General features: G+C 72.3%; 23 protein-coding genes. 13 read left to right on the top strand and 10 right to left on the bottom strand.

Going from position 1 to position 23,208, the window contains the following annotated elements:
• Positions 1-13 precede the first annotated feature (13 nt).
• The 4 genes from AB0E98_RS02055 to coxB form a co-directional block, all read right to left on the bottom strand.
• On the bottom strand, positions 14-1,267 hold the full coding sequence (locus AB0E98_RS02055) for an Ig-like domain-containing protein (RefSeq protein ID WP_361697560.1): 1,254 nt from the start codon (positions 1,265-1,267) through the stop codon (positions 14-16).
• 119 nt (positions 1,268-1,386) lie between these two features.
• Positions 1,387-1,785 (bottom strand): cytochrome c oxidase subunit 4, encoded by a 399-nt coding sequence (locus tag AB0E98_RS02050; RefSeq protein ID WP_229351300.1) that lies wholly within the window; start codon positions 1,783-1,785, stop codon positions 1,387-1,389.
• On the bottom strand, positions 1,782-3,509 hold the full coding sequence (ctaD, locus tag AB0E98_RS02045) for a cytochrome c oxidase subunit I (RefSeq protein WP_361697558.1): 1,728 nt from the start codon (positions 3,507-3,509) through the stop codon (positions 1,782-1,784). The genes AB0E98_RS02050 and ctaD overlap by 4 nt, the downstream gene beginning before the upstream one ends.
• On the bottom strand, positions 3,506-4,477 hold the full coding sequence (gene coxB, locus AB0E98_RS02040; protein WP_361697556.1) for a cytochrome c oxidase subunit II: 972 nt from the start codon (positions 4,475-4,477) through the stop codon (positions 3,506-3,508). The genes ctaD and coxB overlap by 4 nt, the downstream gene beginning before the upstream one ends.
• A 338-nt stretch (positions 4,478-4,815) precedes the next feature.
• On the opposite strand from coxB, the gene AB0E98_RS02035 reads away from it, so the two are divergent.
• On the top strand, positions 4,816-6,204 hold the full coding sequence (locus tag AB0E98_RS02035) for an aminotransferase class V-fold PLP-dependent enzyme (protein ID WP_361697554.1): 1,389 nt from the start codon (positions 4,816-4,818) through the stop codon (positions 6,202-6,204).
• 133 nt (positions 6,205-6,337) lie between these two features.
• On the opposite strand, the gene AB0E98_RS02030 is transcribed toward AB0E98_RS02035, so the two are convergent.
• Positions 6,338-7,312, bottom strand: coding sequence for a carbohydrate kinase family protein (locus AB0E98_RS02030; RefSeq protein ID WP_126913794.1), 975 nt, complete (start codon positions 7,310-7,312; stop codon positions 6,338-6,340).
• A 181-nt stretch (positions 7,313-7,493) separates the two neighbouring features.
• Between AB0E98_RS02030 and AB0E98_RS02025 the strand changes: the two genes are divergently transcribed.
• Together AB0E98_RS02025 and AB0E98_RS02020 are read left to right on the top strand one after the other, a co-directional pair.
• Complete coding sequence (locus AB0E98_RS02025; RefSeq protein WP_229351237.1) at positions 7,494-7,721, top strand: hypothetical protein; 228 nt, start codon at positions 7,494-7,496, stop codon at positions 7,719-7,721.
• Positions 7,722-7,839: 118 nt separating this feature from the next.
• Complete coding sequence (locus tag AB0E98_RS02020) at positions 7,840-9,405, top strand: hypothetical protein (RefSeq protein ID WP_361697552.1); 1,566 nt, start codon at positions 7,840-7,842, stop codon at positions 9,403-9,405.
• Positions 9,406-9,476: 71 nt separating this feature from the next.
• Here AB0E98_RS02020 and erpA read toward each other — a convergent pair whose 3' ends face one another.
• Positions 9,477-9,833 carry an iron-sulfur cluster insertion protein ErpA gene (gene erpA, locus AB0E98_RS02015; protein WP_121798529.1) on the bottom strand — a complete coding sequence of 119 codons (357 nt, stop codon included), beginning with the start codon at positions 9,831-9,833 and terminating at the stop codon, positions 9,477-9,479.
• 258 nt (positions 9,834-10,091) lie between these two features.
• Between erpA and nadA the strand changes: the two genes are divergently transcribed.
• Positions 10,092-11,279, top strand: coding sequence for a quinolinate synthase NadA (gene nadA, locus AB0E98_RS02010; protein ID WP_361697549.1), 1,188 nt, complete (start codon positions 10,092-10,094; stop codon positions 11,277-11,279).
• Positions 11,280-11,335: 56 nt separating this feature from the next.
• Here nadA and AB0E98_RS02005 read toward each other — a convergent pair whose 3' ends face one another.
• Complete coding sequence (locus AB0E98_RS02005; protein WP_361697547.1) at positions 11,336-12,541, bottom strand: bifunctional adenosylcobinamide kinase/adenosylcobinamide-phosphate guanylyltransferase; 1,206 nt, start codon at positions 12,539-12,541, stop codon at positions 11,336-11,338.
• Positions 12,542-12,650: 109 nt separating this feature from the next.
• Between AB0E98_RS02005 and AB0E98_RS02000 the strand changes: the two genes are divergently transcribed.
• Positions 12,651-12,866: a hypothetical protein gene (locus AB0E98_RS02000; protein WP_361697545.1), complete on the top strand. Its 216-nt coding sequence runs from the start codon at positions 12,651-12,653 to the stop codon at positions 12,864-12,866.
• 38 nt (positions 12,867-12,904) lie between these two features.
• On the opposite strand, the gene AB0E98_RS01995 is transcribed toward AB0E98_RS02000, so the two are convergent.
• The gene (locus tag AB0E98_RS01995) at positions 12,905-13,612 is read right to left on the bottom strand and encodes a methyltransferase domain-containing protein (protein WP_361698127.1); all 708 of its coding nucleotides are present in this window, start codon (positions 13,610-13,612) and stop codon (positions 12,905-12,907) included.
• 83 nt (positions 13,613-13,695) lie between these two features.
• Positions 13,696-14,289 (bottom strand): DUF3043 domain-containing protein, encoded by a 594-nt coding sequence (locus AB0E98_RS01990; protein ID WP_361697543.1) that lies wholly within the window; start codon positions 14,287-14,289, stop codon positions 13,696-13,698.
• Between the two features lie 277 nt (positions 14,290-14,566).
• Between AB0E98_RS01990 and AB0E98_RS01985 the strand changes: the two genes are divergently transcribed.
• From AB0E98_RS01985 to AB0E98_RS01955, 7 genes are all read left to right on the top strand, one after another.
• Positions 14,567-15,361 (top strand): PspA/IM30 family protein, encoded by a 795-nt coding sequence (locus tag AB0E98_RS01985; RefSeq protein ID WP_311614372.1) that lies wholly within the window; start codon positions 14,567-14,569, stop codon positions 15,359-15,361.
• A 43-nt stretch (positions 15,362-15,404) separates the two neighbouring features.
• Positions 15,405-15,683 (top strand): hypothetical protein, encoded by a 279-nt coding sequence (locus AB0E98_RS01980; protein WP_361697541.1) that lies wholly within the window; start codon positions 15,405-15,407, stop codon positions 15,681-15,683.
• Between the two features lie 174 nt (positions 15,684-15,857).
• The gene (locus AB0E98_RS01975) at positions 15,858-17,162 is read left to right on the top strand and encodes a histidine kinase (RefSeq protein ID WP_361697539.1); all 1,305 of its coding nucleotides are present in this window, start codon (positions 15,858-15,860) and stop codon (positions 17,160-17,162) included.
• Positions 17,159-17,845 (top strand): response regulator transcription factor, encoded by a 687-nt coding sequence (locus AB0E98_RS01970; RefSeq protein ID WP_361697537.1) that lies wholly within the window; start codon positions 17,159-17,161, stop codon positions 17,843-17,845. The genes AB0E98_RS01975 and AB0E98_RS01970 overlap by 4 nt, the downstream gene beginning before the upstream one ends.
• 114 nt (positions 17,846-17,959) lie before the next feature.
• Positions 17,960-19,006: a nicotinate-nucleotide--dimethylbenzimidazole phosphoribosyltransferase gene (gene cobT / locus AB0E98_RS01965; RefSeq protein WP_361697535.1), complete on the top strand. Its 1,047-nt coding sequence runs from the start codon at positions 17,960-17,962 to the stop codon at positions 19,004-19,006.
• A 78-nt stretch (positions 19,007-19,084) separates the two neighbouring features.
• On the top strand, positions 19,085-20,860 hold the full coding sequence (locus AB0E98_RS01960) for a phosphatidylglycerol lysyltransferase domain-containing protein (protein WP_361697533.1): 1,776 nt from the start codon (positions 19,085-19,087) through the stop codon (positions 20,858-20,860).
• Complete coding sequence (locus tag AB0E98_RS01955; RefSeq protein WP_361697531.1) at positions 20,857-21,615, top strand: hypothetical protein; 759 nt, start codon at positions 20,857-20,859, stop codon at positions 21,613-21,615. Before AB0E98_RS01960 ends, AB0E98_RS01955 begins: the two co-directional genes overlap by 4 nt.
• Here AB0E98_RS01955 and AB0E98_RS01950 read toward each other — a convergent pair.
• Complete coding sequence (locus AB0E98_RS01950; RefSeq protein WP_361697529.1) at positions 21,575-22,312, bottom strand: hypothetical protein; 738 nt, start codon at positions 22,310-22,312, stop codon at positions 21,575-21,577. The genes AB0E98_RS01955 and AB0E98_RS01950 overlap by 41 nt on opposite strands.
• Before the next feature lie 81 nt (positions 22,313-22,393).
• Between AB0E98_RS01950 and AB0E98_RS01945 the strand changes: the two genes are divergently transcribed.
• Positions 22,394-23,197, top strand: a complete 804-nt coding sequence (locus AB0E98_RS01945; RefSeq protein WP_361697527.1) for an adenosylcobinamide-GDP ribazoletransferase — start codon at positions 22,394-22,396, stop codon at positions 23,195-23,197.
• Positions 23,198-23,208 lie beyond the last annotated feature (11 nt).

Genomic DNA, 23,208 nt, shown 5'->3' with positions numbered 1-23,208 from the left:
CGGGCGGGCGCGGCTAGAGCCGGGGGCGCAGCCGGGCCGTGTCGGCCGGGCTGGTGCCGCCCTCCCGTTTCCCGGCGGTCAGGGCGCTGCCCTCGCGCCACTGCTTCCAGGGCATGTTCCAGTCGCCGAAGCCGTTGTCGAAGGGCGTCATGGTCGCCCCGGCGCTCCCCACGACCTTGACGAGGTCGCCGACGCGCACGTTGTCGAAGAACCACTTGGCGTTGGCGGTGCTCATGCCCGTGCAGCCGTGGCTGACGTTGTCCGCCCCCTGCGATCCCTCGGACCAGGGGGCGGCGTGGACGTATTCACCGCTCCAGGTCACCCGGGTGGCCCAGTAGACGGGCAGGTCGTAGGCGTCCGAACTGCCCTCGGAGATGCCGATGCTCGTGCCGCGCATCCGTACGAAGGCTTCCTGGCCCAGGATGACCTTGACCCCGTTGCGGGTGGCGTAGCCGGGCTTTCCGGTGGTCACGGGGATGGAGCGGATCTCCTGGCCGTTCTTGAGGACGGCCATGTAGTGGGCGCTGGCGTCGGTGACTGCCTCCACCCGGTCGCCGGTGGTGAGCCGTACGCCCTTGACGGGGCCGCCGTAGAGGCCGCTGCCGACCTTGATGCCCTCCAGGGTGGCGCGCACGTCGATGGTGGCGTGGGCGGGCCAGTACTCCTGCGGGCGGTAGTGGAGGGTCTTGTTGTCCACCCAGTACCAGGAGCCCTGGACGGCGGGTTCGGACTCCACCTTGAGGGTGCGTTCGACGACGGCGCGCGCGGCGGGGTCCTGGACGGGCTCGCTGAGCTCGGCCGTGATGGGCTGCCCGACGCCGTAGGTGCCGTTCTGCGGGCCGAACGCGACCCGGAGCACCCTGTTGGCCCGGCTGGTCTCGAAATCCATCGTCCGGCGGCCCTGGGCGCCGTCCTCGTCCTCCGTGCTGACGCGCACGGTGTAGCGCACCCCGGCGGACAGGGCGCCGGTGCTGTGCCAGCGGGAGCCGTCGGGGTCCAGATCGCCCTTGACGCGCCGTCCCGAGGCGTCCGTGACCGTCACGTCCGTGATCCGGTCGCCGCCCTCGGTGGTCACCTCGATGGGTTTGCCGGGATCCGCCTTCTGACCGTCCCCGGCGCCGCCGGCCAGGCCGACGTCCGTGGCGTCGTAGGGCTCGTCGGCCAGCGGGTTCGACGAGCCGCCGCACGCGGTGACCACCACCAGGGCCACGGAGGACAGCAGCAGGGTCCAGAACGGCACCGTGCTGTGTCGGGGTGACTGACTCATGGTCACACCGTAGGAAGGATCGACGCGCGCGGCTTCCGGTGCGACTGCACACGGGTGAACAACGCGACGGGCCCCACGCACCGTGAGGTGCGTGGGGCCCGTCGCGTGCTGCGCGGAACCTACTGGTTCTGGTTCTCGCCGCGGTAGAACTCGAACACCCAGCCGAAGAGGCCGATCAGGATGACCGGGGCCGAGAAGTACATGAGCCACCAGCCGAAGCAGATGCTCATGAAGGCGAGGGCGCCACCGACCGCCAGGGAGAGCGGCTGCCAGCTGTGCGGGGCGAAGAAGCCCAGCTCGCCGGCGTCGTCGGCGACGTCCGCCTCCTTGTTGTCCTGGGCACCCGCGTCCACCCGGCGAGCGGTGAACGCCAGGTAGTAGCCGACCATGATGCACAGACCGAAGGACATGAAGAGCGCGGTCGTGCCGACCGTCTCCTTCGACCACACGCCATAGACGATCGCCATGGCGAGGATGAAGACGGAGAGCCAGATGAACATCTTGCCCTGGATCTTCACTTGCCGGCCTCCTTGCCACCCGCGAGGGCCTTCTCGGCCGCGAGGTTCTCTTCGAGCTCCAGGGCCGCGATCTCAGGGTGGTGCAGGTCGAACGCCGGGGATTCCGAGCGAATGCGCGGCAGCGTGAGGAAGTTGTGCCGCGGCGGCGGGCAGGAGGTCGCCCACTCCAGCGAGCGGCCGTAGCCCCACGGGTCGTCGACCTCGACCTTCTTGCCGTACTTGGCGGTCTTCCAGACGTTGTAGAAGAACGGCAGGATCGACAGGCCCAGCAGGAACGAGCTGATGGTCGAGATGGTGTTCAGCGTGGTGAAGCCGTCGGAGGCGAGGTAGTCCGCGTAACGACGCGGCATGCCCTCGGCACCCAGCCAGTGCTGCACCAGGAACGTGCCGTGGAAGCCCACGAACAGCGTCCAGAAGGTGATCTTGCCCAGGCGCTCGTCCAGCATCTTGCCGGTGAACTTCGGCCACCAGAAGTGGAAGCCGGAGAACATCGCGAAGACCACGGTGCCGAAGATGACGTAGTGGAAGTGCGCGACGACGAAGTACGAGTCCGAGACGTGGAAGTCCATCGGCGGCGAGGCCAGGATGACACCGGTCAGACCACCGAAGGTGAAGGTGATCAGGAAGCCGACGGCCCACAGCATCGGGGTCTCGAAGGACAGCGAGCCCTTCCACATGGTGCCGATCCAGTTGAAGAACTTCACACCGGTCGGGACCGCGATCAGGAAGGTCATGAAGGAGAAGAACGGCAGGAGTACGCCACCGGTGACATACATGTGGTGCGCCCACACGGTGACCGAAAGACCGGCGATGGAAATCGTCGCCGCGATCAGGCCCCAGTAACCGAACATCGGCTTCCGGGAGAACACCGGAATGACCTCGGAAATGATGCCGAAGAACGGCAGCGCGATGATGTACACCTCGGGATGGCCGAAGAACCAGAAGAGGTGCTGCCAGAGCAGTGCTCCGCCGTTTTCCGCACTGAATACCTGGGCCCCGAATTTACGGTCCGCCTCCAGGGCGAACAGCGCGGCGGCCAGCACCGGGAAGGCCAGCAGGACCAGCACACCGGTCAGCAGGACGTTCCAGGTGAAGATCGGCATGCGGAACATCGTCATGCCCGGAGCGCGCATGCAGATGATCGTGGTGATGAAGTTGACCGAACCGAGGATCGTGCCGAAGCCGGAGAAGGCCAGACCCATGATCCACATGTCGGCGCCGACACCCGGCGAACGGACCGCGTCCGACAGCGGGGAGTAGGCGAACCAGCCGAAGTCGGCGGCGCCCTGCGGAGTGAGGAAGCCGGCCACCGCGATCAGCGAGCCGAAGAGGTAGAGCCAGTAGGCGAACATGTTCAGCCGCGGGAACGCCACGTCGGGCGCGCCGATCTGAAGCGGCATGATCCAGTTCGCGAATCCGGCGAACAGCGGCGTCGCGAACATCAGCAGCATGATCGTGCCGTGCATCGTGAACGCCTGGTTGAACTGCTCGTTCGACATGATCTGCGTGCCGGGACGGGCCAGCTCGGCGCGCATGAGGAGCGCCATCAGGCCGCCGATGCAGAAGAACGCGAACGACGTGACCAGGTACATCGTGCCGATGGTCTTGTGGTCAGTGGTGGTGAGCCACTTGATCACCTGACTGCCGGGCTGCTTCTGGCGTACGGGCGGTGCTGCCGAGGCTGTTGCGGCGGCGGCACCCTGGGGTTCGTTGAGGATGCTCACTTGTTCTTGGTCTCCGCGTTCTTCGCGTGATCCGTCTGCGCGATGCCCGCCGGCTGGTAACCGGTCTGGCCCTTGGCCGCCAGCTCCTTGAGGTGCGCCTTGTACCGCTCCGGGGAGACGACCTTCACGTTGAAGAGCATCCGGGAGTGGTCCTGGCCGCAGAGCTCGGCGCACTTGCCCAGGAAGGTGCCCTCCTTGTTGGGGGTCACCGTGAAGCTGTTGGTGTGGCCCGGGATGACGTCCTGCTTCATCAGGAACGGCACCACCCAGAAGGAGTGGATGACGTCCCGCGAAGTGAGGACGAACTCGACCGTCTCACCCTTGGGCAGCCACAGGGTCGGACCCGGGTTGCCCGTCTGCGGGTTGCGGTCACCGGGGACGCCGACCTCGTAGACACCCTCCGCTCCCTGCGGCGCCTTCTTCAGGAACCGGTCCGGGATCGCGTTGAGCTCCTTGTTCTCACGGAGCGGGGTCGCCGGGGTGGCGGTGTTGCCGTCGACGTTCTCGATGTAGTTGAACGCCCAGCTCCACTGGAAGCCGACCACGTTGACGACGTGCTGCGGCTTGTCAGGGTTCGTCAGGAGCTTGTTCTCATCACGCGCCGTGAAGTAGAAGAGCACCGAAACGATGATGATCGGGACCACGGTGTACAGCGCCTCGATGGGCATGTTGTACCGGGTCTGCGTGGGGATCTCCACCTTCGACTTGCTGCGCCGGTGGAAGATGACGCTCCAGATGATCAGGCCCCACACCAGGACACCGACCACGAGAGCGGCGGCCCAGGAGCCCTGCCAGAGGGAGAGGATCCGCGGCGCCTCTTCCGTGACGGGCGTTGGCATGCCCAGGCGGGGAAAGTCCTTCGATGTGCAACCGGTGGCGGTCGCCAGGACAGCGCCCGCGGCCAGCGCCTGCAGCAGCTTCCGCCGCACCGGGCGCCGCGACGAGCGGTCGGAGCCGTTGGGACTCACGTAGCGCCTTCCCGAGAGTCTCGCCCGTGCGGCCGGCTGCGGCCGTCTCGCTGGTCGGTCGCCGGCCCGCTGCGGGCAGGGGTTTGGATGTTTATGCGGACCAAACCCTACTGGACGCTATTTGGGGTCGCGCGGGGAGGGTGCCCAACGCGCCGGTCCGGTCCCCGAAGGGGTGGAATCCAGGGCTCCGGAGGCCATCTGGAGGACCGTCAGAAGGGGACGTCCGCGCAGCCCAGAGCACCTGCGGGCGGCCCTCGGCGGCAGGGGTCGGCGGGGGTGCCGCGGCAGGGCGGGAACGCCCCCCGCCGATGGCCCTCGGCCGGGGTTAGCGTTCATATGTGCCCTACTTCGACGCCGCTTCCGCCGCCCCCCTCCACCCGGTCGCCCGCCAGGCGCTGCTCGCAGCCCTCGACGAGGGCTGGGCCGACCCCGCCCGCCTCTACCGCGAGGGCCGCCGCGCCCGGCTGCTGCTGGACGCCGCGCGCGAGGCGACGGCCGAGGCCGTCGGCTGCCGGCCCGACGAGCTCGCATTCACTCCTTCGGGTACCCGCGCCCTGCACGACGGCATTGCCGGCGCGCTCGCCGGACGCCGCCGGACCGGCCGCCATCTGGTGGTGTCGGCCGTGGAGCACTCCGCCGTCCTCCACTCGTGCGAAGCACTGGAGGCGGAGGGCGGCACTGTCACCCGGGTCCCCGTGGACCGCGCAGGCCGCGTGGACCCCGCCGGCTACGCGGCGGCCCTGCGCCCCGACACCGCGCTCGCGGCCCTCCAGTCCGCCAACCACGAGGTGGGCACCGAGCAGCCCGTCGCCGAGGTCGCCGAGGCGTGCCGGGCGGCGGGGGTACCGCTGCTGGTGGACGCCGCGCAGTCGCTCGGCTGGGGCCCGGTCGACCCGGGCTGGTCACTGCTGACCGCGAGCGCGCACAAGTGGGGCGGCCCGGCGGGGGTGGGCCTGCTGGCCGTACGCAAGGGAGTGCGGTTCGCGGCGCGCGGCCCGGTGGACGAGCGGGAGTCCGGCCGCGCCCCGGGCTTTCCCGACCTCCCGGCGATCGTCGCCGCCGCGGCCTCACTGCGGGCCGTGCGCGCGGAGGCGGCGGAGGAGGCCTCGCGGCTGCGGGCGCTGGTGGACCGGGTACGCGCCCGGGTGCCCGAGCTCGTACCCGACGTGGAGGTCGTCGGCGACCCGGTACGGCGGCTGCCGCACCTGGTGACGTTCTCCTGCCTGTACGTCGACGGGGAGGCGCTGCTGCACGCGCTGGACCGCGAGGGCTTCTCGGTCTCGTCCGGCTCGTCCTGCACGTCCAGCACGCTGGAGCCGAGCCATGTGCTGCGGGCGATGGGGGTGCTGTCGGAGGGGAACGTACGGGTTTCGCTGCCGCGGGGGGTTTCCTCGGAGGACGTGGAGGAGTTCCTCGGCGTCCTGCCGGGGGTGGTCGCGGAGGTGCGTGACCGCCTCGGCGCGCCGTCCCCCGCGGGGGGTGGTGGCGGGGGCGGTACGTCCGCCGAACTCGTCGTCGACTCGCTCGGGAAGCGGTGTCCGATTCCCGTCATCGAGCTGGCGAAGGTCATCGGGGATGTGCCGGTGGGCGGGCTCGTGACCGTGCTGTCCGACGACGAGGCGGCGCGGCTCGACATTCCCGCGTGGTGCGAGATGCGTTCGCAGGAATACGTCGGGGAACGTCCGGCGGAGCGCGGGGTCGCGTATACGGTGCGGCGCCGCGCCTGACGCCGCCGCTACCGCGGCGGTGATCCCCACCGGCCCGCCCGATTGCCCGGAAACGTCATGACGTGTGTGGGTAATCGGGCGGGCGGGTGGGCGAAAACCGGGGGTGTGGGGGCGGAGCCCCCACAGGGGAGGGTCAGGCCAGGTGGGCCTGGACTTCGGCGGCGGCCTCGTGCCCGTACGCCTTCGCGAACCGCTCCATGAAGTGCCCGCGCCGCAGCTCGTACTCCTGCGTGCCCAGCGTCTCGATGACGAGCGTCGCGAGCATGCAGCCCAGCTGGGCCGCGCGCTCCAGCGACAGCTCCCAGGTGACGCCCGCGAGGAAGCCCGCGCGGAAGGCGTCGCCCACGCCGGTCGGGTCGACCTTGGCCTCCTCCTGGGCGGGGGCGACCTCGATCACCGGCTCGCCCAGGCGCTCGATGCGCACGCCCTGGGCGCCCAGCGTGGTGACGCGGGTGCCGACCTTGGCCAGGATCTCCTCGCCCGTCCAGCCCGTCTTGGACTCGATGAGCGCCTTCTCGTACTCGTTGGTGAAGAGGTAGGCCGCGCCGTCGATCAGCACCCGGATGTCGTCGCCGTCGAGACGGGCGAGCTGCTGGGAGGGGTCGGCCGCGAAGGGGATGGCGCGGGCGCGGCACTCCTCCGTGTGGCGGAGCATCGCCTCGGGGTCGTCCGCGCCGATCAGGACCAGGTCCAGACCGCCGACGCGGTCGGCGACGGGCTGGAGCTCGATCTGGCGGGCCTCGCTCATCGCGCCGGTGTAGAAGGACGCGATCTGGTTGTGGTCGGTGTCCGTGGTGCACACGAAACGGGCGGTGTGGAGGACCTCGGAGATGTGCACGGAGGCGGTGTCGACGCCGTGGCGGTCGAGCCAGGCGCGGTAGTCCGCGAAGTCCGCGCCGGCGGCGCCCACCAGGACCGGCTTCAGACCGAGCAGACCCATGCCGAAGCAGATGTTCGGGCCCACGCCACCACGCCGGACGTCGAGCTCGTCGACGAGGAAGGAGAGGGAGACCGTGTGCAGCTGGTCCGCCACGAGCTGATCGGCGAAACGGCCGGGGAAGGTCATCAGGTGGTCGGTGGCGATGGAGCCGGTGACAGCGATACGCACGACGGGTCTGCTCCCTGGGGGCGGTAACGGTGGGTGACAAAGAACGACGGCTCTCAAGCAGAGCCACACCACGCTACCGGGTCCCGGACGGATGACCAGGTCCGCTTCCCGCCACTCAATACGTAAATCTACCTAATAGTAGGTCTTTCATCGCGGGCTCTCCCATGCGTACGGTGCGGATATGCCGAAGACTGTGAAGGACGTCACTCCGCACGTCTCCGCACCCGACCCGGAGTCACTGGCCGAGCTGCGCGAGGACTGCGCCCGGATGGCACGCGACTGGACCGTTCCCCCCGCCTCCCGGGAGACCCGGCGAGTGGGGAGAACACCGATCTCACTCATCCACGGGGTCTCCGTACCCGCCCGGTCGGCCCGGCTGCTGGACGGAATGTCCGAGTACGGCGACTGAGACAGCCGCCGGGGCCCATCCCGGTGGAACCGCTCGCTCCTGCGCTCCGTCCAAGCGGCGTCCCCTTCCAGGGGGATGCGGCTGTACATCACTTTGAGCGGAGCGAAGGAGCGATGCGGTGAGCACCGAGGGCGGCGGTCCGGGCGGCAGCCCCGGAAATCGGCGGCGCAGGCACTCGCCTCTGGCGGTGGCGTCGGTGGCGGCGGCGGTGCTGCTGGCGGGCGGAGGAGGCGCGTACTGGGCGACGACGGCATCGGGCGGTGGCGGCGGCGCCCCGCCCCGGGCGACCGATGCCACAGGCACTCCCCCGCCGCTCGCGCTGGACGGCTATGGCCGTACGAGCGGCTCCGGCGGCCCGTCCCAGGGCATCGCGGTCGGCGAGCCGGACCCCCATGGGGTGCGCTACCGGGCGGAGGGGAAGCTGCCCGACGGGCCGCGGACCGGCGCCGTGCGCGTCGCCGACCGCGAGGTGACCGCCGGCCAGGTGGCGGCGCTCGCCAAGGCCCTCGGGGTCCCGGGCACGCCCCGGCTGGTCCAGGACACCTGGACGGTCGGCGGCTCCCCCGACGCGGCGGGCCCCACCCTCCAGGTGGGCCGGAAGGGGCCGGGCGACTGGGCGTACTCGCGCTACGGCGTGCCCGGCGGGGCGCACTGCGAGCACCCGCCGGGCGCGGGCCCGAAGAAGGAGACCGGCCCGGAGTCCTCCCCCGGGCCGGCCCCGGAGTCCTCCCCCGGGCCGGCCTGTCCGTCCTTCCGTGACGGCGCCCCGTCCCTCCCCCCGGACCCGGCGGCCTCGCAGCCCGTGCCGGAGGACAGGGCGAAGAGCGTGGCCGCGCCCGTGCTCAAGGCCCTGGGCCTGGACGGCGCGAGGACGGACGCCCGCAAGACGTACGGGGCCGTACGGATCGTCACCGCCGACCCGGTGGTGGACTCCCTGCCCACGTACGGCTGGCAGACCAGTCTGCGGGTCGGGGCCGACGCGCAACTGGTCGGCGGCAGCGGACGGTTGCTGCTCCCGGCGAAGGGCACGAGCTATCCGCTGGTGACCGCGGACCGGGCGCTGGACGAGCTCAACAAGGTTCCGGCGCCGGGCACTCCGGCCGTCGGCGGCTGCGCGACGCCGGTGCCGTACAAGGACGACGCCGCGGCGCCCTGCGAGGGGAAGCCGGCCGGGCCCGCGACGGTCACCGTGCGCGGCGCGGTGGCGGGGCTGTCCGCGCAGTACGTCGGCGGACGCCCGGCGCTGGTGCCCTCGTGGCTGTTCACGGCCGATCTGCCGGGCGGCGGCAAGGGCGACACGGTCACGATCGCCCAGCCGGCCGTGGACCCGGGGTTCATCGCCCGGCAGAGCGCTCCCCCGCCGGGCGGCCCGGCCGGGACGCCGGGGTCCGGCCCGGCGAAGTCCGGGGTGATGCGCGTGGAGTCGTACACCGCGACCGACGGCGGCAGGAAGCTGGTCCTGCACTTCTGGGGCGGGGTGTGCAACGACTACACGGCGGCGAAGGAGGAGTCCGGGGCGGCGGTGACGGTGAAGGTCACGGGCACGGAGAAGGAGCCGGGCCGGTACTGCGTGATGATGCTCAAGCACTTCGACACGACGGTGACGCTGGACCGGCCGCTGGACGACCGCAAGGTCGTGGACCTGGGGACGGGCGAGACCGTGCGGGAGCAGCAGCAGAAGTAGCGCGACGGAGGCGGTGCGGGAACGGCGAAGGGCGGCACCCCCGGGTGGGGGTGCCGCCCTTCGCGGCAGTCCTAGCTGAAGGAGTCGCCGCAGGCGCAGGAGCCGGTGGCGTTGGGGTTGTCGATCGTGAAGCCCTGCTTCTCGATGGTGTCGACGAAGTCGATGGAGGCGCCGCCCAGGTACGGGGCGCTCATGCGGTCGGTGACGACCTTCACACCGTCGAAGTCCTTGACGACGTCGCCGTCGAGCGAGCGCTCGTCGAAGAAGAGCTGGTAGCGCAGACCGGAGCAACCGCCCGGCTGGACGGCGACGCGCAGGGCGAGGTCGTCGCGGCCCTCCTGCTCCAGCAGGGTCTTGACCTTCGCGGCAGCGGCGTCGGACAGGAGAATGCCGTCGCTCACCGTGGTCTTCTCGTCCTGAACGGACATCTGCTTCACTCCCGGGTCGTTCGGTACGGGTGCGGACTGCTTGCTCTCGCCAGCAACCGCCGAGTTCCCGGATTCATTCCGGGCGTGGACTGTGATGTCCGTCTTTCATGCTCGCACACCGGTCGGCCGAACGGGAATGCGTCACATCGACGCGATGGCCGTCGTCAAAGTGACATGAACCAGTTATGATAGATAACGTCAAATTGACGACAAGGCTCGGCGGGAGGTCCGCCCGCGCCAGTCCGCAGAACAGAAAGGGTGCGTGTCGTGACCACCGCCCAGCCCTTGGATGTCCAGCCCACCCCCCTCGCCCTCCTGCTGCTCGGGCGGGAGTCCGACCCGCGGAGCGAGCGCGGCGTGGAGTGCCCCGGCGACCTGCCGGCGGCGTCCGACCCGGACCTGGTGGAGCGCGCCCGCGCGGCCAAGGCGAAGCTCGGGGACAAGGTCTTCGTCCTCGGCCACCACTACCAGCGCGACGAGGTCATCGAGTTCGCGGACGTCACCGGTGACTCCTTCAAGCTCGCGCGCGACGCGGCCGCCCGGCCCGACGCCGAGTACATCGTCTTCTGCGGTGTGCACTTCATGGCCGAGTCCGCGGACATCCTGACCTCCGACGCCCAGCAGGTCGTCCTGCCGGACCTGGCCGCGGGCTGCTCGATGGCCGACATGGCCACGGCCGAGCAGGTCGCCGAGTGCTGGGACGTGCTGACCGAGGCCGGCATAGCCGAGGTGACCGTCCCGGTCTCGTACATGAACTCCTCCGCCGACATCAAGGCCTTCACCGGTGAGCACGGCGGCACGATCTGCACCTCCTCCAACGCCGAGCGCGCCCTGAACTGGGCCTTCGAGCAGGGCGAGAAGGTCCTCTTCCTGCCCGACCAGCACCTGGGCCGCAACACCGCCGTCCGCGACATGGGCATGTCGCTGGAGGACTGCGTCGTCTACAACCCGCACCGCCCGAACGGCGGGCTGACCGCCGAGGAGCTGCGCGCCGCGAAGATGATCCTGTGGCGCGGGCACTGCTCGGTGCACGGCCGCTTCTCCCTCGACTCGGTCAACGACGTGCGCGAGCGCATCCCGGGCGTCAACGTGCTGGTGCACCCCGAGTGCAAGCACGAGGTCGTGGCCGCCGCCGACTACGTCGGCTCGACGGAATACATCATCAAGGCGCTGGAGGCCGCCCCGGCCGGCTCCAAGTGGGCCATCGGCACCGAGCTGAACCTGGTCCGCCGCCTGGCGAACCGTTTCGCCAGTGAGGGCAAGGAGATCGTCTTCCTCGACAAGACGGTCTGCTTCTGCTCGACCATGAACCGGATCGACCTGCCGCACCTGGTGTGGGCCCTGGAGTCCCTCGCGGAGGGCAAGCTCGTCAACCGCATCCAGGTCGACCCCGAGGTCGCCCGCTACTCGAAGCTGGCGCTGGAGCGGATGCTGGCGCTGCCGTAGCCGACGCCGGCTCGAAGACGGCCCCGCGCCTTCCGGGAAGGTGCGGGGCCGTTCCGCTACCCCCGCAGGGGCAGCGCCTGCCCCGACACCACCAGCAGCACGTGCTCGCACTCGTCGCCGACCGCCGCGTTCAGCCGGCCGAGCTCGTCGCGGAAGCGCCGCCCCGACGCCGTCGCCGGCACCACGCCCGAGCCCACCTCATTGCTCACCAGCACCACCGTCCGCCGGGTGGCCCGTATCGCGGCGACCAGCGCCGCCATCCGCCCGGCCAGGGCCTCCGCGCCGCCGTTCGCCCACTTCTCGTCGTCCCACGCGCCGACGGAGTCCATCGCGTCGGTCAGCCACAGCGCCAGGCAGTCGATCAGCATCGGGGGGCCGTCGGCGGCCAGCAGCGGCACGAGATCGCAGGTCTCGGCCGTGCGCCAGGAGCCCGGCCGGCGATCGCGGTGGTGGGCGACCCGCGCCGCCCAGTCCCGGTCGTCCTCGCGGGTGCCGCTCGTGGCCACGTAGAGGACCTCGGGGAAGGACTCCAGCCGCCGCTCGGCCTCCACGGACTTGCCCGACCGGGCGCCGCCCACGACGAGCGTCCGCCGGGGCAGGTCCGGTACGGCGTGGTAGTCGCCGACGACGAGCGTGGTGCCGTCCGGCACGGTGCGCGCCCCCGCCGCCGCCAGCCGGCGGTGGAGCTCCCGGCCGGGCGGCACGTCGTGGTCCAGGTGCACGCCGATGACGTCGGTCGTCGAGCCCGCCGCGCCCGCCTCCCGCAGCCGGGCCAGCGCGTCGGGCCGCCCGAGCACGTCGAGCAGCACCATCCCGTACGGGCCCGGGCGCGGGGCCTGCGACAGCCCGGCCGGCGCGGCGCCCGGCGGCAGATAGAGCAGCCGCTCGCCGTCCGGCGCCGTCACCTCGTACCCCGTGCCCGGCGCGTCCAGCGCCATCGCCCGGACCCGGTGCCCGCTGATCACCGACAGCTCGCGCCCGTCCGGCACCCGCACCGGCGCGGGCAGCCCCGCCGGGAACTCCACGGCGGGCCCGTCGTGCGGGTGGGAGAGCAGCACCTGGCGCACCCCGGCGATCGACCGCCCCGCGCGGGCGGCGGCGAAGGCGGGCCCCGGCGTGAGGTCCAGCAGCAGCGCGCCGTCGACGAGCAGGGACGTGGCGGCCCGCGCCTCGTCGCCCACGGCACAGGCGCAGGCGGCACAGGGACATTCGGGGCGCGGCAGGCCCTCGGGGGCCCCGGTGCCGAGGAGAGTCAGTTCCACCCCCTGATCGTCTCGCGTCGACGGGCCCGGCGCGATCCATCACTACTCCGAGTCACCGGTGACCGTTAGGCTGCGACCGCAGAGGTTCCCGATCCCCCAGGAGGCGGACATGGCGTGGACGTGGCGGTTCGAGAAGGCCGACGGGACGGAGACGGTGCCGGCGGTGGAGCCGGAGGAGTTCACGACGCAGGGGGACGCGGAGTCCTGGGTCGGCGAGGTGTGGCGCGCCCTGCTGGACGGCGGGGTGGACCAGGTGCGGCTCTTCGAGGACGACACGGAGATCTACGCGTCGCCGATGAGCCTCCACGCGGCGGCGGAGGGCTGACGATTTTCGGGGGTCCGGGGGCGGAGCCCCCGGAAACCTCAGCCGCCCCGCACCCCGCACAGGTGCAGCAGTGCGGCCACCGCCCGGTAGGGATCCGTGCGCCCGGCCCGTTCCTCCGCGGCCAGGAGCCGGTCCAGGTCCGCCGGAGCGGCCACCCCGTCCCCCGCCAGGTCGGAAAACACCCGCACCCCGTACCACGCCCGCAGCGGCGTCCCGATCCCCGCCAGCGTCGCCGCCAGCGTCTCCCGGCGGTCCGCGCGGACCTCCAGGCCGAGGCGGTTGGTGTAGGCGGGTGAGTCGAACGCCGCCAGCGCCGTGGCGAAGTCACCGGACAGACCCGGCCGCATCGCCAGCGCGTCCGCGTTGCGGACGAGCAGGGAGAGCAGCCCGCCCGGGGCGAGCACCCGGGCCAGCCCCGCGAGCAGCGGGTCCGGCTCCGGTACGTACATCAGGACGCCGTGGCAGAGCACGACGTCGAAGGCGCCCGGCAGGAAGTGGGCGCCCGTGTCCCGGCCGTCGCCCTCGATCAGCCGCACCCGTTCCCGGATGCCCTCGGGCTCGGCCGCCAGCGCCGCGCGGGCCGCGGCGATCATCTCGGGGTCCGGTTCCAGGCCGGTGACCTCGTGGCCGGCACGGGCCAGGCGCAGCGCCTGGGTGCCCTGGCCGAGGCCGACGTCGAGGACGCGCAGCCGCCGGCCGACCGGGAACCGGCCGGCTATCTGCTCGTCGATCTGGCGGGCGACCAGTTCCTGACGAACGGTGTTCCGCAACCCCCCGAGCCCGCCGCACCATGCCGCGGCGCCGCCCCCGAAGCCCGATGTGAAGGCGCTCAGCGCTTCTCCCCGCGCTTGACCTTGGGCTTGGGCAGGCGCAGCCGGCGCATCTGGAGAGTGCGCATGAGGCCGTAGGGGACGGCTCCGCGCAGGTTCTCGTCGGGGAAGCGCTGCTTGAGGGCGCGCTTGAGGGTGAGGCCCGTGATCACGGAGTTGATGACGATCAGGAGGATCACCACCAGCCACGCGAGCAGGACGTACGCCTGGAAGGCACCGCGGTTGATCATGCTCAGTACGAGGATGAGCACGGCCAGCGGCAGGAAGAACTCGGCGACGGAGTAGCGCGCGTCGACGAAGTCGCGGACGTAGGAGCGGATCGGGCCCTTGTCACGGGCGGGCAGATAGCGCTCGTCACCGCTGGCCAGGGCCTCGCGCTGCTTGGCCATGTCCACGCGGCGGGCCTCGCGGGCGCGCTTGGAGGCCTCCTTGCGGTTGGCCGGGGTCGAGGCCAGAGTGCGGCGCGTGGAGTTGGCCTCGCTGCGCTTGGGCGTGGGGCGGCCCTTGGGCGCCTGCGGGTCACGGGGCTGCTTGGGCTGGTCCGCGGTCACCTCGGGGGACGCGGCCTGCGCTTTCGAACGGCTTCGGAACACGGGACCCAAGGGTACGGGCTTCCGGCCCCTGATCGCGGTCCGGCCGGGCACGATCCGGCAACGACCGGCGTGCGCCCCGGCGCTCACGCCTCCCCTCCCCCGGGTTTTCCACTCCTCCTTGCGCGTGAGGCCGCGCGGTCCTGATCGTCCTGGAGGAGGAGCGCATCCGGGCCCGGACAGTGCGGTAATGGAAGCGGGGCCCGTACTGTGGGTTCTGAAAGATGTGCCGGAGCCTAAGCCCGAGCCAAGGTCGGTCAGAAGGGGGCGCGCGAGGCCCATGAGCGGTGTCATGAAGCGGATGGGGATGATCTTCCGCGCGAAGGCCAACAAGGCCCTGGACCGGGCCGAGGATCCGCGCGAGACCCTCGATTACTCGTACCAGAAGCAGCTTGAGCTGCTTCAGAAGGTGCGGCGTGGCGTGGCCGACGTGGCCACGTCCCGCAAGCGCCTGGAGCTCCAGCTCAATCAGCTCCAGAGCCAGTCCGGGAAGCTGGAGGAGCAGGGCCGCAAGGCCCTGGCGCTCGGCCGGGAGGATCTGGCGCGTGAGGCGCTGACCCGCCGGGCCGCGCTTCAGCAGCAGGTCAGCGATCTGGAGACGCAGCACCGGACGCTTCAGGGCGAGGAGGAGAAGCTCACGCTCGCCTCCCAGCGCCTCCAGGCCAAGGTGGACGCCTTCCGGACGAAGAAGGAGACCATCAAGGCGACCTACACGGCCGCCCAGGCCCAGACCCGGATCGGCGAGGCGTTCTCCGGCATCTCCGAGGAGATGGGCGACGTCGGCCTGGCCATCCAGCGGGCCGAGGACAAGACCGCGCAGCTCCAGGCCCGCGCGGGCGCCATCGACGAGCTGCTGGCCTCGGGAGCGCTCGACGACCCGACCGGCATGGCCAAGGACGACATCACCGCCGAGCTGGACCGGCTCTCGAGCGGTTCGGACGTCGAGATCGAGCTTCAGCGGATGAAGGCCGAGCTGGCCGGTGGCACGGCCGCCAAGCCGGCCATCGAGGGCGGGGCGCCGGGGCAGGAGCGGCAGGCCCAGCCACAGGACCGGCCGCGCTTCGACAAGAGCTGAGCCGCCCCGAGTGGGAGCCGACCCGAGCAAGGGAGAGACCGTCATGATCGTACGGATCATGGGGGAGGGCCAGGTGAGGCTGGCCGACAGCCACTTCGCCGAGCTCAACAGCCTGGACGACGAGCTGCTCGGCGAGATGGAGAGCGGTGACGAGGAGGGCTTCCGGCGCACGCTGGGGGCGCTGCTCGACGCCGTGCGCCGGCTGGGCACTCCGTTGCCCGACGACGCGCTGGAGCCCTCCGAGCTGATCCTGCCCGCGCCCGACGCCTCGCTCGACGAGGTCCGGCAGATGCTCAGCGACGACGGCCTGATCCCCGGCTGAGCCCGCCGGCCCCCACCGGGCAGCGCGTCACCACGGCATTCCGGCATGCCTTCGCGCCCTCGTTCCCTTGCGGGGACGGGGGCGCGGCCGGTCTCCGCACACCCTTCTCCCCCGCTCTCCTTCCCCGCTTCCGCGCCTTCCGCGCCTTCCGCGACGGCCCCCGATGGGATCGCGATGAACTCCCTCGCCGCCACGGGCCTCGCCCGTCCGCGCCGCTGGCTGAGCGGCCATCCGCTCGCCGCCGACAGCCTCCTCTCCTGCCTCGTCTTATGCCTCGTCGTCGTGGGCGCGTTTCTGGCGCCGCGCGCCGAGCGGCATCCGCCGGGCGCCGTCTTCTTCCTGCTGTCCGTCGCCGCCTGCGGCGCGCTGGTGCTCCGCCGCCGGGCGCCCCGTACGGTCCTCGCGGCGACGTGCGCGCTGACGGTCGTGGCCGTCGTGTTCACCGGCGGCGACGGGCCCCCGCGCACCACGATCGCCATGAGCGCCGCCGTCGCGCTCTACACGCTGGCCGTCCGCAGCGAGCGCCCCGCCGCGCTGCGGACCGTCGTCACCACCGTCACCGCGCTCACCGGTGTGGTGATGCTCCTGGGCGCCCCGCCCTGGTACGCCCAGGAGAACTTCGGCCTCATGGCCTGGACCGGGCTGGCCGGCGCGGCGGGGGACGCCGTGCGCAGCCGCCGGGCCTTCGTCGCGGCCATCGAGGAGCGGGCCGAACGGGCGGAGCGCACCCGTGAGGAGGAGGCCCGCCGCCGGGTGGCCGAGGAGCGGTTGCGCATCGCCCGTGAGCTCCACGACGTCGTCGCCCATCACATCGCGCTCGTCAACGTCCAGGCGGGCGTGGCCTCGCACATCATGGACAGCCGCCCCGAGCAGGCCAAACAGGCCCTCGCGCATGTCCGGGAGGCCGGCCGCTCGGCCCTCGCCGAGCTCCGGGCGACCGTCGGCCTGCTGCGGCAGTACGGCGACCCGGCGGCCCCGACCGAGCCGGCGCCGGGCCTCGGCGACCTCGGGCGGCTCGTCGAGGGCTTCGTCCGGGTGGGCCTGTCCGTCGACGTCGTGGCCGTCCCGGCACCGCCCGGCGCGACCGTCACAGGCGCGGACGCGGCGGCGGCCGTCGTGGGGGCGCTGCCGGGGGCGGTCGACCTGACGGCCTATCGGGTCCTCCAGGAGGCGCTGACCAATGTGCACAAGCACGCGGGGTCCGGCGCACGGGCCGAGGTCACGCTGCGCCGCGGCTCCTACGCCCTGGAGCTGACGGTGGTGGACGACGGCGGGAAGCCGCCCGCGCCCGCCGACAAACCAGCCGACAAGAAGGAAAGCGCGGGCGGGCACGGGCTGCTCGGCATGCGGGAGCGGGCCGTCGCGCTGGGCGGCAGTTGCGCGGCGGGCCCGCGCGGGCCGGGCACACCGGGCTTCCGGGTGTGCGCGGTGCTGCCCCTGCCGGGCCCCGGCGCGCCCGCCCCTAGGGTGAGCGCATGAGCGATCCGATCACGGTTCTCCTGGCCGACGACCAGGCGCTGTTGCGCAGCGCGTTCCGGATACTGGTGGACTCCGAGCCGGACATGCGGGTGGTGGGCGAGGCGGCGGACGGCGAACGGGCGGTGGAGCTCGCCCGCGCGCACACGCCCGGCGTGGTCCTGATGGACATCCGGATGCCGGGCACGGACGGTCTGGCCGCGACCCGGGCGATCTGCTCCGACCCGGCGCTGGCGGCCGTGCGGGTGGTGATGCTGACGACGTTCGAGGTCGACGAGTACGTGGTGGAGTCGCTGCGCGCGGGCGCGTCCGGGTTCCTCGGCAAGGGCGCGGAGCCCGACGAGCTGCTGGCGGCGATCAGGATCGCGGCGGCGGGCGAGGCGCTGCTGTCGCCCGCGGCGACGAAGGGGCTGATCGCGACGTTCCTGGCGCAGGGCGGTGGCCCCGCCGCTCCCCCGGCGGAGCACGCCGAGCGGCTGGCGACGCTCACCGGCCGCGAGCGGGAGGTGCTGACGCATGTGGCCGCGGGGCTGTCCAACGAGGAGATCGGGGGACGGCTGGCGGTCAGCCCCCTGACGGTCAAGACGCACGTCAACCGGGCGATGGCCAAGCTCGGCGCGCGCGACCGGGCGCAGCTCGTGGTCGTCGCGTACGAGTCTGGGCTGGTGCGGCCGGGGGCGGGCTGACCTGCGGCGGGGCCTGCCGTGGCGGCTCCGCCGGAGCGCCGGCCCAGTGGCGCCTGGAATAGGGCAAGTTGGACGGCACTGGCCAACTTGCACAGGAACGGTAGTGTGTCGCGGATGAGCGGTCTGAATCTGGATGAGTTCGCCACGCTGATCGAGCGCCCCGACTCCGCCGCCCGGCGCGACGCCGAGGCGCGGCGGGCGCGTCTCGGCCCCCGGCCCGGCGCGCTGGGGCGGCTGGACGAGCTGGGCGAGTGGCTCGCCGCCGCCCAGGGCGCGGTGCCGGTGAAGCCGGTCGAGCGGCCCAGGGTGCTGCTGTTCGCGGGCGACCACGGGGTCGCGTCCCTGGGTGTGTCGGGCGGGCCGAAGGGCGGGGCGGCCGAGCTCGTCCGGGCGACCCTCGACGGTACGAGCACCGTCGCGATCCTGGCCCGCCGCTTCGGCGTGGGGCTGCGCGTGATCGACATGTCGGTGGACTGCGATCCGGAGGAGCTGCCCGAGGAGGTCACCCGGCACCGGGTGCGGCGCGGCGCGGGCCGGATCGACACCGAGGACGCGCTGACCGCCGAGGAGACCGAGCGGGCGTTCCGTACGGGCATGGCGCTGGCCGACGAGGAGGCCGACTCCGGCACGGACCTGGTCGTCCTGGGCGATCTGAGCGTGGGCGGCACCACGGCGGCGGGCACCCTGATCGGGGCGCTGTGCGGCACGGACGCGTCCGTGGTCACCGGCCGGGGCGGCTTCGGCATCGACGACCTGGCCTGGATGCGCAAGTGCGCCGCGATCCGGGACGCGCTGCGCCGGGCCCGCCCGGTGCTGGGCGACCAGCTGGCGCTGCTGGCCGCGACGGGCGGCGCGGACCTGGCCGCGATGACCGGGTTCCTGCTCCAGAGCGCGGTGCGCCGGACGCCGGTGATCCTCGACGGTGTGGTCTCCGCCGCGTGCGCGCTGGTGGGCCAGCGGGTGGCCTTCCGGGCGCCGGACTGGTGGCTGGCGGGTCAGACCGGTGGTGACCCGGCGCAGACGAAGGCACTGGAGCGGATGGCGCTCAACCCTCTCCTCGATCAGGGCGTCACTGTGGGCGAGGGGACAGGGGCGCTGCTCGCCCTGCCATTGGTGCAGGCGGCCGCGGCCCTGGCGGCGGAGCTTCCCGAGCGCTCCTGACGCCGGCCGTGACAGGCCGGCGGATCATGGTGAGCGCACGGAATTCCCCGCAGAAGGTGCCCCATATGCTCACTTTTCATGGGAGAAGTCCGCTTGACTCCGGATGAGGGCGTCCACAGCGACCGAGGCGTGGTCCGGCGGCGGCGAGCCGCCGGCTTCGCCGTCTGGTACCTGCGTGCCGTTACGTTCGTCAACCTGCTCGGCGCGGTCTGGGTGTCCTTCGGCGCCGACATCCGCAGGCACAACGTCGACGAGTTCTTCACGCCCTATCTACTGACGGCGGGCTTCTCACCGGCGGTGGTGTCGCTGTTCATGGCGATCACCATGCGCCGGCGCAAGCGGGCGGCGTGGATCCTCAACCTGGTGCTGGCCGGGCTGCTCCTGCTGGTGCTGGCGTTCGTGATGTTCTTCCCGGAGTTCCGCCGGCACCCGCTGAACTGGTTCTCCCTGATCGTCACAGCCCTGTTCACGCTCGCCCTGGTGGTGGGCCGCCGGGAGTTCTACGCCAAGGGCGACCGCTCCAACCCCAAGCTGGCCAGCGCCGTCGCGGCGGTGGGCCTGCTGGTCACCTCGTTGCTGGCGGCCGGGCTGGTGACGATCACCAACGAGTCCACGGACGAGCAGCGCTCCACCTTCCTGGACCGCTGGCACTACGGCGTGATGCGGCTGATCTCCATCGCCGCCGACGACTCCCGCTACGCGGGCATCGCCACCCCCGGCTGGGTCGACGTCACCATCAACGTGATGAGCGCCGCCCTGCTGGTCGTCGTGGCGTTCGCGGCCTTCCGCTCCCGCCGCGCCGCCGACCCGCTCACCCCCGAGGACGAGTCGCGGCTGCGCGAGCTCCTCGGCCGGTGGGGCGACCGCGACTCCCTGGGCTACTTCGCGCTGCGCCGCGAGAAGAGCGTCATCTGGTCCCCCTCCGGCAAGGCCGCGGTGACCTACCGCGCCATCGGCGGCGTCTCGCTGGCCTCCGGCGACCCCATCGGCGACCCCGAGGCCTGGCCCGGCGCCATCGAGCCCTGGCTCGCCGAGGCCCGCGAGCACGGCTGGATCCCCGCCGTGATGGGCGCGAGCGAGGAGGGCGGCACGATCTACGCCCGGCACGGCCTGAACGCCCTGGAGCTCGGTGACGAGGCGATCGTCGACACCGCCGAGTTCACCCTCGAAGGCCGGGCCATGCGCACCGTCCGCCAGGCGTACAACCGCGTCAAGCGCGCCGGATACACCGTCACCGTCCGGCGCCACGAGGACATCCCCGACGAGGAGATGGCCACACTGCTGCGCCGCGCCGACGACTGGCGCGACGGCGCGACCGAACGCGGCTTCTCCATGGCGCTGGGCCGCCTCGGCGACCCCGGTGACGGCCGCTGCGTGATGCTGGAGTGCCATGACGGCGACGGCGAGCTGCGCGCCGTGCTCAGCTTCGTGCCCTGGGGTCCCAAGGGCCTGTCGCTGGACCTGATGCGCCGTGACCGGGACTCCGAGAACGGCCTGATGGAGTTCATGGTCATCGAACTGCTCCAGCGGGCGAAGGAGCTCGGCGTCACCCAGGTGTCGCTGAACTTCGCGATGTTCCGGTCCGTCTTCGAACGGGGCTCACGGCTCGGCGCCGGCCCGGTGCTGCGGCTGTGGCGCTCGCTGCTGAGCTTTTTCTCCCGTTGGTGGCAGATCGAGTCGCTCTACCGAGCAAATGCGAAATACCGCCCCATCTGGGAGCCTCGTTTCATGCTGTTCGAGAAGAGCAGTGACCTGCTGCGGATCGGCGTGGCCGCCGGCCGGGCCGAGGGCTTCCTGGAGGCGCCCGGCCTGCCCAAGTGGCTCAATCGCAAACACCTGGAGAGCCGGCGATGACCCGCGCGGCGCTGCTCCGCGCCGCGCGCACCGAATGGGGCCCGCTGTACGCGGCCGTACGGGGGACGTTCGCCCGTAAGCGGCTCGCGGCCGTCCCGATGACGCTCACGGCCGTCGCCCTCACGGCGGTCTTCCAGGTGATCCAGAACCAGTCCTGGGGCTATGAGCCCGTGCAGCGGCTCGGTTCCGTCCAGGCGCAGCTGACCTGGTGGGTCGCGCTGCTGCGCACTCCCCTGTCGCTGTTCGTGCCCGCGCTGGACCTCCCGGTGTGGGGGGCGCTGGCCCAGATCCTGATCGTCTTCGGCCTGGCCGAGGCGTGCCTGGGCAAATGGCGCACCCTGACCGTGGCCTACATCGCCACCCTCGCGGGGACGATGTACGCCCGGCTGGGCGTCGACCTCGGCCCCGGATCGCCGCTGGGGCTGCCGCCGGAGGCCGCCAAGGTCATCGACACCGGCCCCTCGGCGGCCGTCGTGGGCCTCGCGATCTACGTCTCCTGGCGCTACCGGGCCTGGTTCACCTGCGGCCTGGTGGTGGCGGCCATGGTGGCCGAGGTGATCGTCAAGCCCAACCTCGCGGGCAAGGAGCACATCGCCGCCATGACGGCGATCCTGGCCGTCTGCGCCGTCGACGAGCTGCGCCGGCGGCACAAGCCCCGCCGGGACGCCCACCGCGAGCGCGACCGGCGGCCCGGCGCACCCGTCGGGGGCGCGCTCAGCGATCCGGCGCGCCCGCCAGGAGGTCGTGAATCCTGATGCGCACGGCCGCCCAGCGCGCGTCGTGCCGGTAGGCCCGCACCCGGGCCCGGCGACGGGCCCGGGGCCGGGCGCGGTAGAAGCGCCGGGCCCAGGGCGAGCCCGGCCGGGCCAGCCGTACCGCGCCCACGATCGCCACCAGCGGCACCACCGCGCCGATCAGGGCGAGCCGGGGCTTGCCCTTGGCCAGGGAGACCAGCGCCAGCAGAAAGTTGACCAGGGTGTTGGTCACCACGATGGTGCGGTTCTGGAGCTCGTCGGGAGTCAGCTCGTTCACCCCGAACGGGGAGAAACCGGCGAGCACCAGCGCCACCAGAGCGGCCGTCAGCACCACGATCTCCACGCTCTTGCGGCCCTGCTCCGTCCAGTACACGTCGTCCAGATGCAGGATCAGCGCGAACTCGTCCAGCACCAGCCCCGCGCCCATGCCGAAGAGCACCGCCGCGACCGCCGCCCCGAAGCCGTGCCGACCCTCCGCGACCGCCGCGAAACCGCCGACCACCATGAGCACCACACCCGGCACCACATGGTGGACGTGCAGCCCGCCCGGACGGATATTGCGGAACGGGCCCCTGCCCGCCCGGATCAGCCGGGTGATGACCCGGGTGACCAGGAACGTCAGGACGAACGCCCCGAGCGCCAGCAACAGCGGCAGCTTGCCCGGCTCGACGATATTGCGTGCCAGCCAGTGACCCATCGGACTCTCCGCTCCCGCACCCGCCTCGACCAGGCCTCCAGGCAAAAATACTGCCGACGGTGGCCGGATACCCTGCCCGCGATGACCGACACGACCTCCACCCGCGCCACCGCCGGGGACGCCCTGCGCTTCGCCTTCGGCACCCTCACCGCCCTCCCCGTGCGCCTCACCCGCTGGGACCGCGCCGCCGCCCGCGGCGGCATGCTGGCGGCGCCACTGGCCGGACTGGCCGTCGGCGGCTGCGCCGCCGCCACCGGACTGGCACTCCTGTGGCTGGGCGGCGGCCCGCTGCTCGCGGCCGTGGCCGCCGTCGCCGTCCCGGCGGCGCTCACCCGCGGACTCCACCTGGACGGGCTCGCCGACGTCGCCGACGGACTGGGCAGCGGCAGACCCGCCCCGGACGCCCTGCGGATCATGAAGCAGTCGGACATCGGCCCGTTCGGCGTCATCACCCTGCTGCTGGCCCTCCTCGGCCAGACCGCCGCCCTCGCCCGGGCGTTCCAGACGGACCCGGCCCGTGGCGCCCTCGCGGCGGTGACGGCGGCCCTGGCGGCCCGCTGCGCCCTCACCCTCGCCTCCCGCGCGGGCGTACCGGCCGCGCGCCCGGAGGGGCTGGGCGCCGCCGTGGCGGGCGCCGTCCCCCGGGCGGCCGCCCGCGCGACGGCCGCCGCCGTCACCGCCGCCGCGGCCGGGGCGGGCGCGCTCCTCGGCCCGTACGACGCGGTGCGCTGCGCCCTGGCCGTACTCCTCGCCCTGGCCTCGGGCGAGGCACTGCTGCGGCACTGCCGACGGCGGTTCGGCGGGGTCACCGGCGACGTGTTCGGGGCCCTCGCGGAGACCGCCGCGACGGCGGCCCTGCTCGTCCTGGCCCTGGGCCGGGCGTGACCGCCGGGGAT

It is taken from the genome of Streptomyces sp. NPDC037389 (genome assembly GCF_040636475.1).
GTDB classification, from domain to species: domain Bacteria; phylum Actinomycetota; class Actinomycetes; order Streptomycetales; family Streptomycetaceae; genus Streptomyces; species Streptomyces hesseae.
Note: the sequence above shows the minus strand (reverse complement) of the source record. Positions and strands in the feature narration are given on the sequence as shown.

Coding starts and splice junctions, on each gene's coding strand:
- AB0E98_RS02055 (WP_361697560.1), bottom strand. CDS start 1,267: ATGAGTCAGTCACCCCGACACAGCACGGTGCCGTTCTGGACCCTGCTG.
- AB0E98_RS02025 (WP_229351237.1), top strand. CDS start 7,494: ATGCCGAAGACTGTGAAGGACGTCACTCCGCACGTCTCCGCACCCGAC.
- erpA (WP_121798529.1), bottom strand. CDS start 9,833: ATGTCCGTTCAGGACGAGAAGACCACGGTGAGCGACGGCATTCTCCTG.
- AB0E98_RS02000 (WP_361697545.1), top strand. CDS start 12,651: ATGGCGTGGACGTGGCGGTTCGAGAAGGCCGACGGGACGGAGACGGTG.
- AB0E98_RS01985 (WP_311614372.1), top strand. CDS start 14,567: ATGAGCGGTGTCATGAAGCGGATGGGGATGATCTTCCGCGCGAAGGCC.
- AB0E98_RS01980 (WP_361697541.1), top strand. CDS start 15,405: ATGATCGTACGGATCATGGGGGAGGGCCAGGTGAGGCTGGCCGACAGC.
- AB0E98_RS01975 (WP_361697539.1), top strand. CDS start 15,858: ATGAACTCCCTCGCCGCCACGGGCCTCGCCCGTCCGCGCCGCTGGCTG.
- AB0E98_RS01970 (WP_361697537.1), top strand. CDS start 17,159: ATGAGCGATCCGATCACGGTTCTCCTGGCCGACGACCAGGCGCTGTTG.
- cobT (WP_361697535.1), top strand. CDS start 17,960: ATGAGCGGTCTGAATCTGGATGAGTTCGCCACGCTGATCGAGCGCCCC.
- AB0E98_RS01960 (WP_361697533.1), top strand. CDS start 19,085: ATGGGAGAAGTCCGCTTGACTCCGGATGAGGGCGTCCACAGCGACCGA.
- AB0E98_RS01955 (WP_361697531.1), top strand. CDS start 20,857: ATGACCCGCGCGGCGCTGCTCCGCGCCGCGCGCACCGAATGGGGCCCG.
- AB0E98_RS01950 (WP_361697529.1), bottom strand. CDS start 22,312: ATGGGTCACTGGCTGGCACGCAATATCGTCGAGCCGGGCAAGCTGCCG.
- AB0E98_RS01945 (WP_361697527.1), top strand. CDS start 22,394: ATGACCGACACGACCTCCACCCGCGCCACCGCCGGGGACGCCCTGCGC.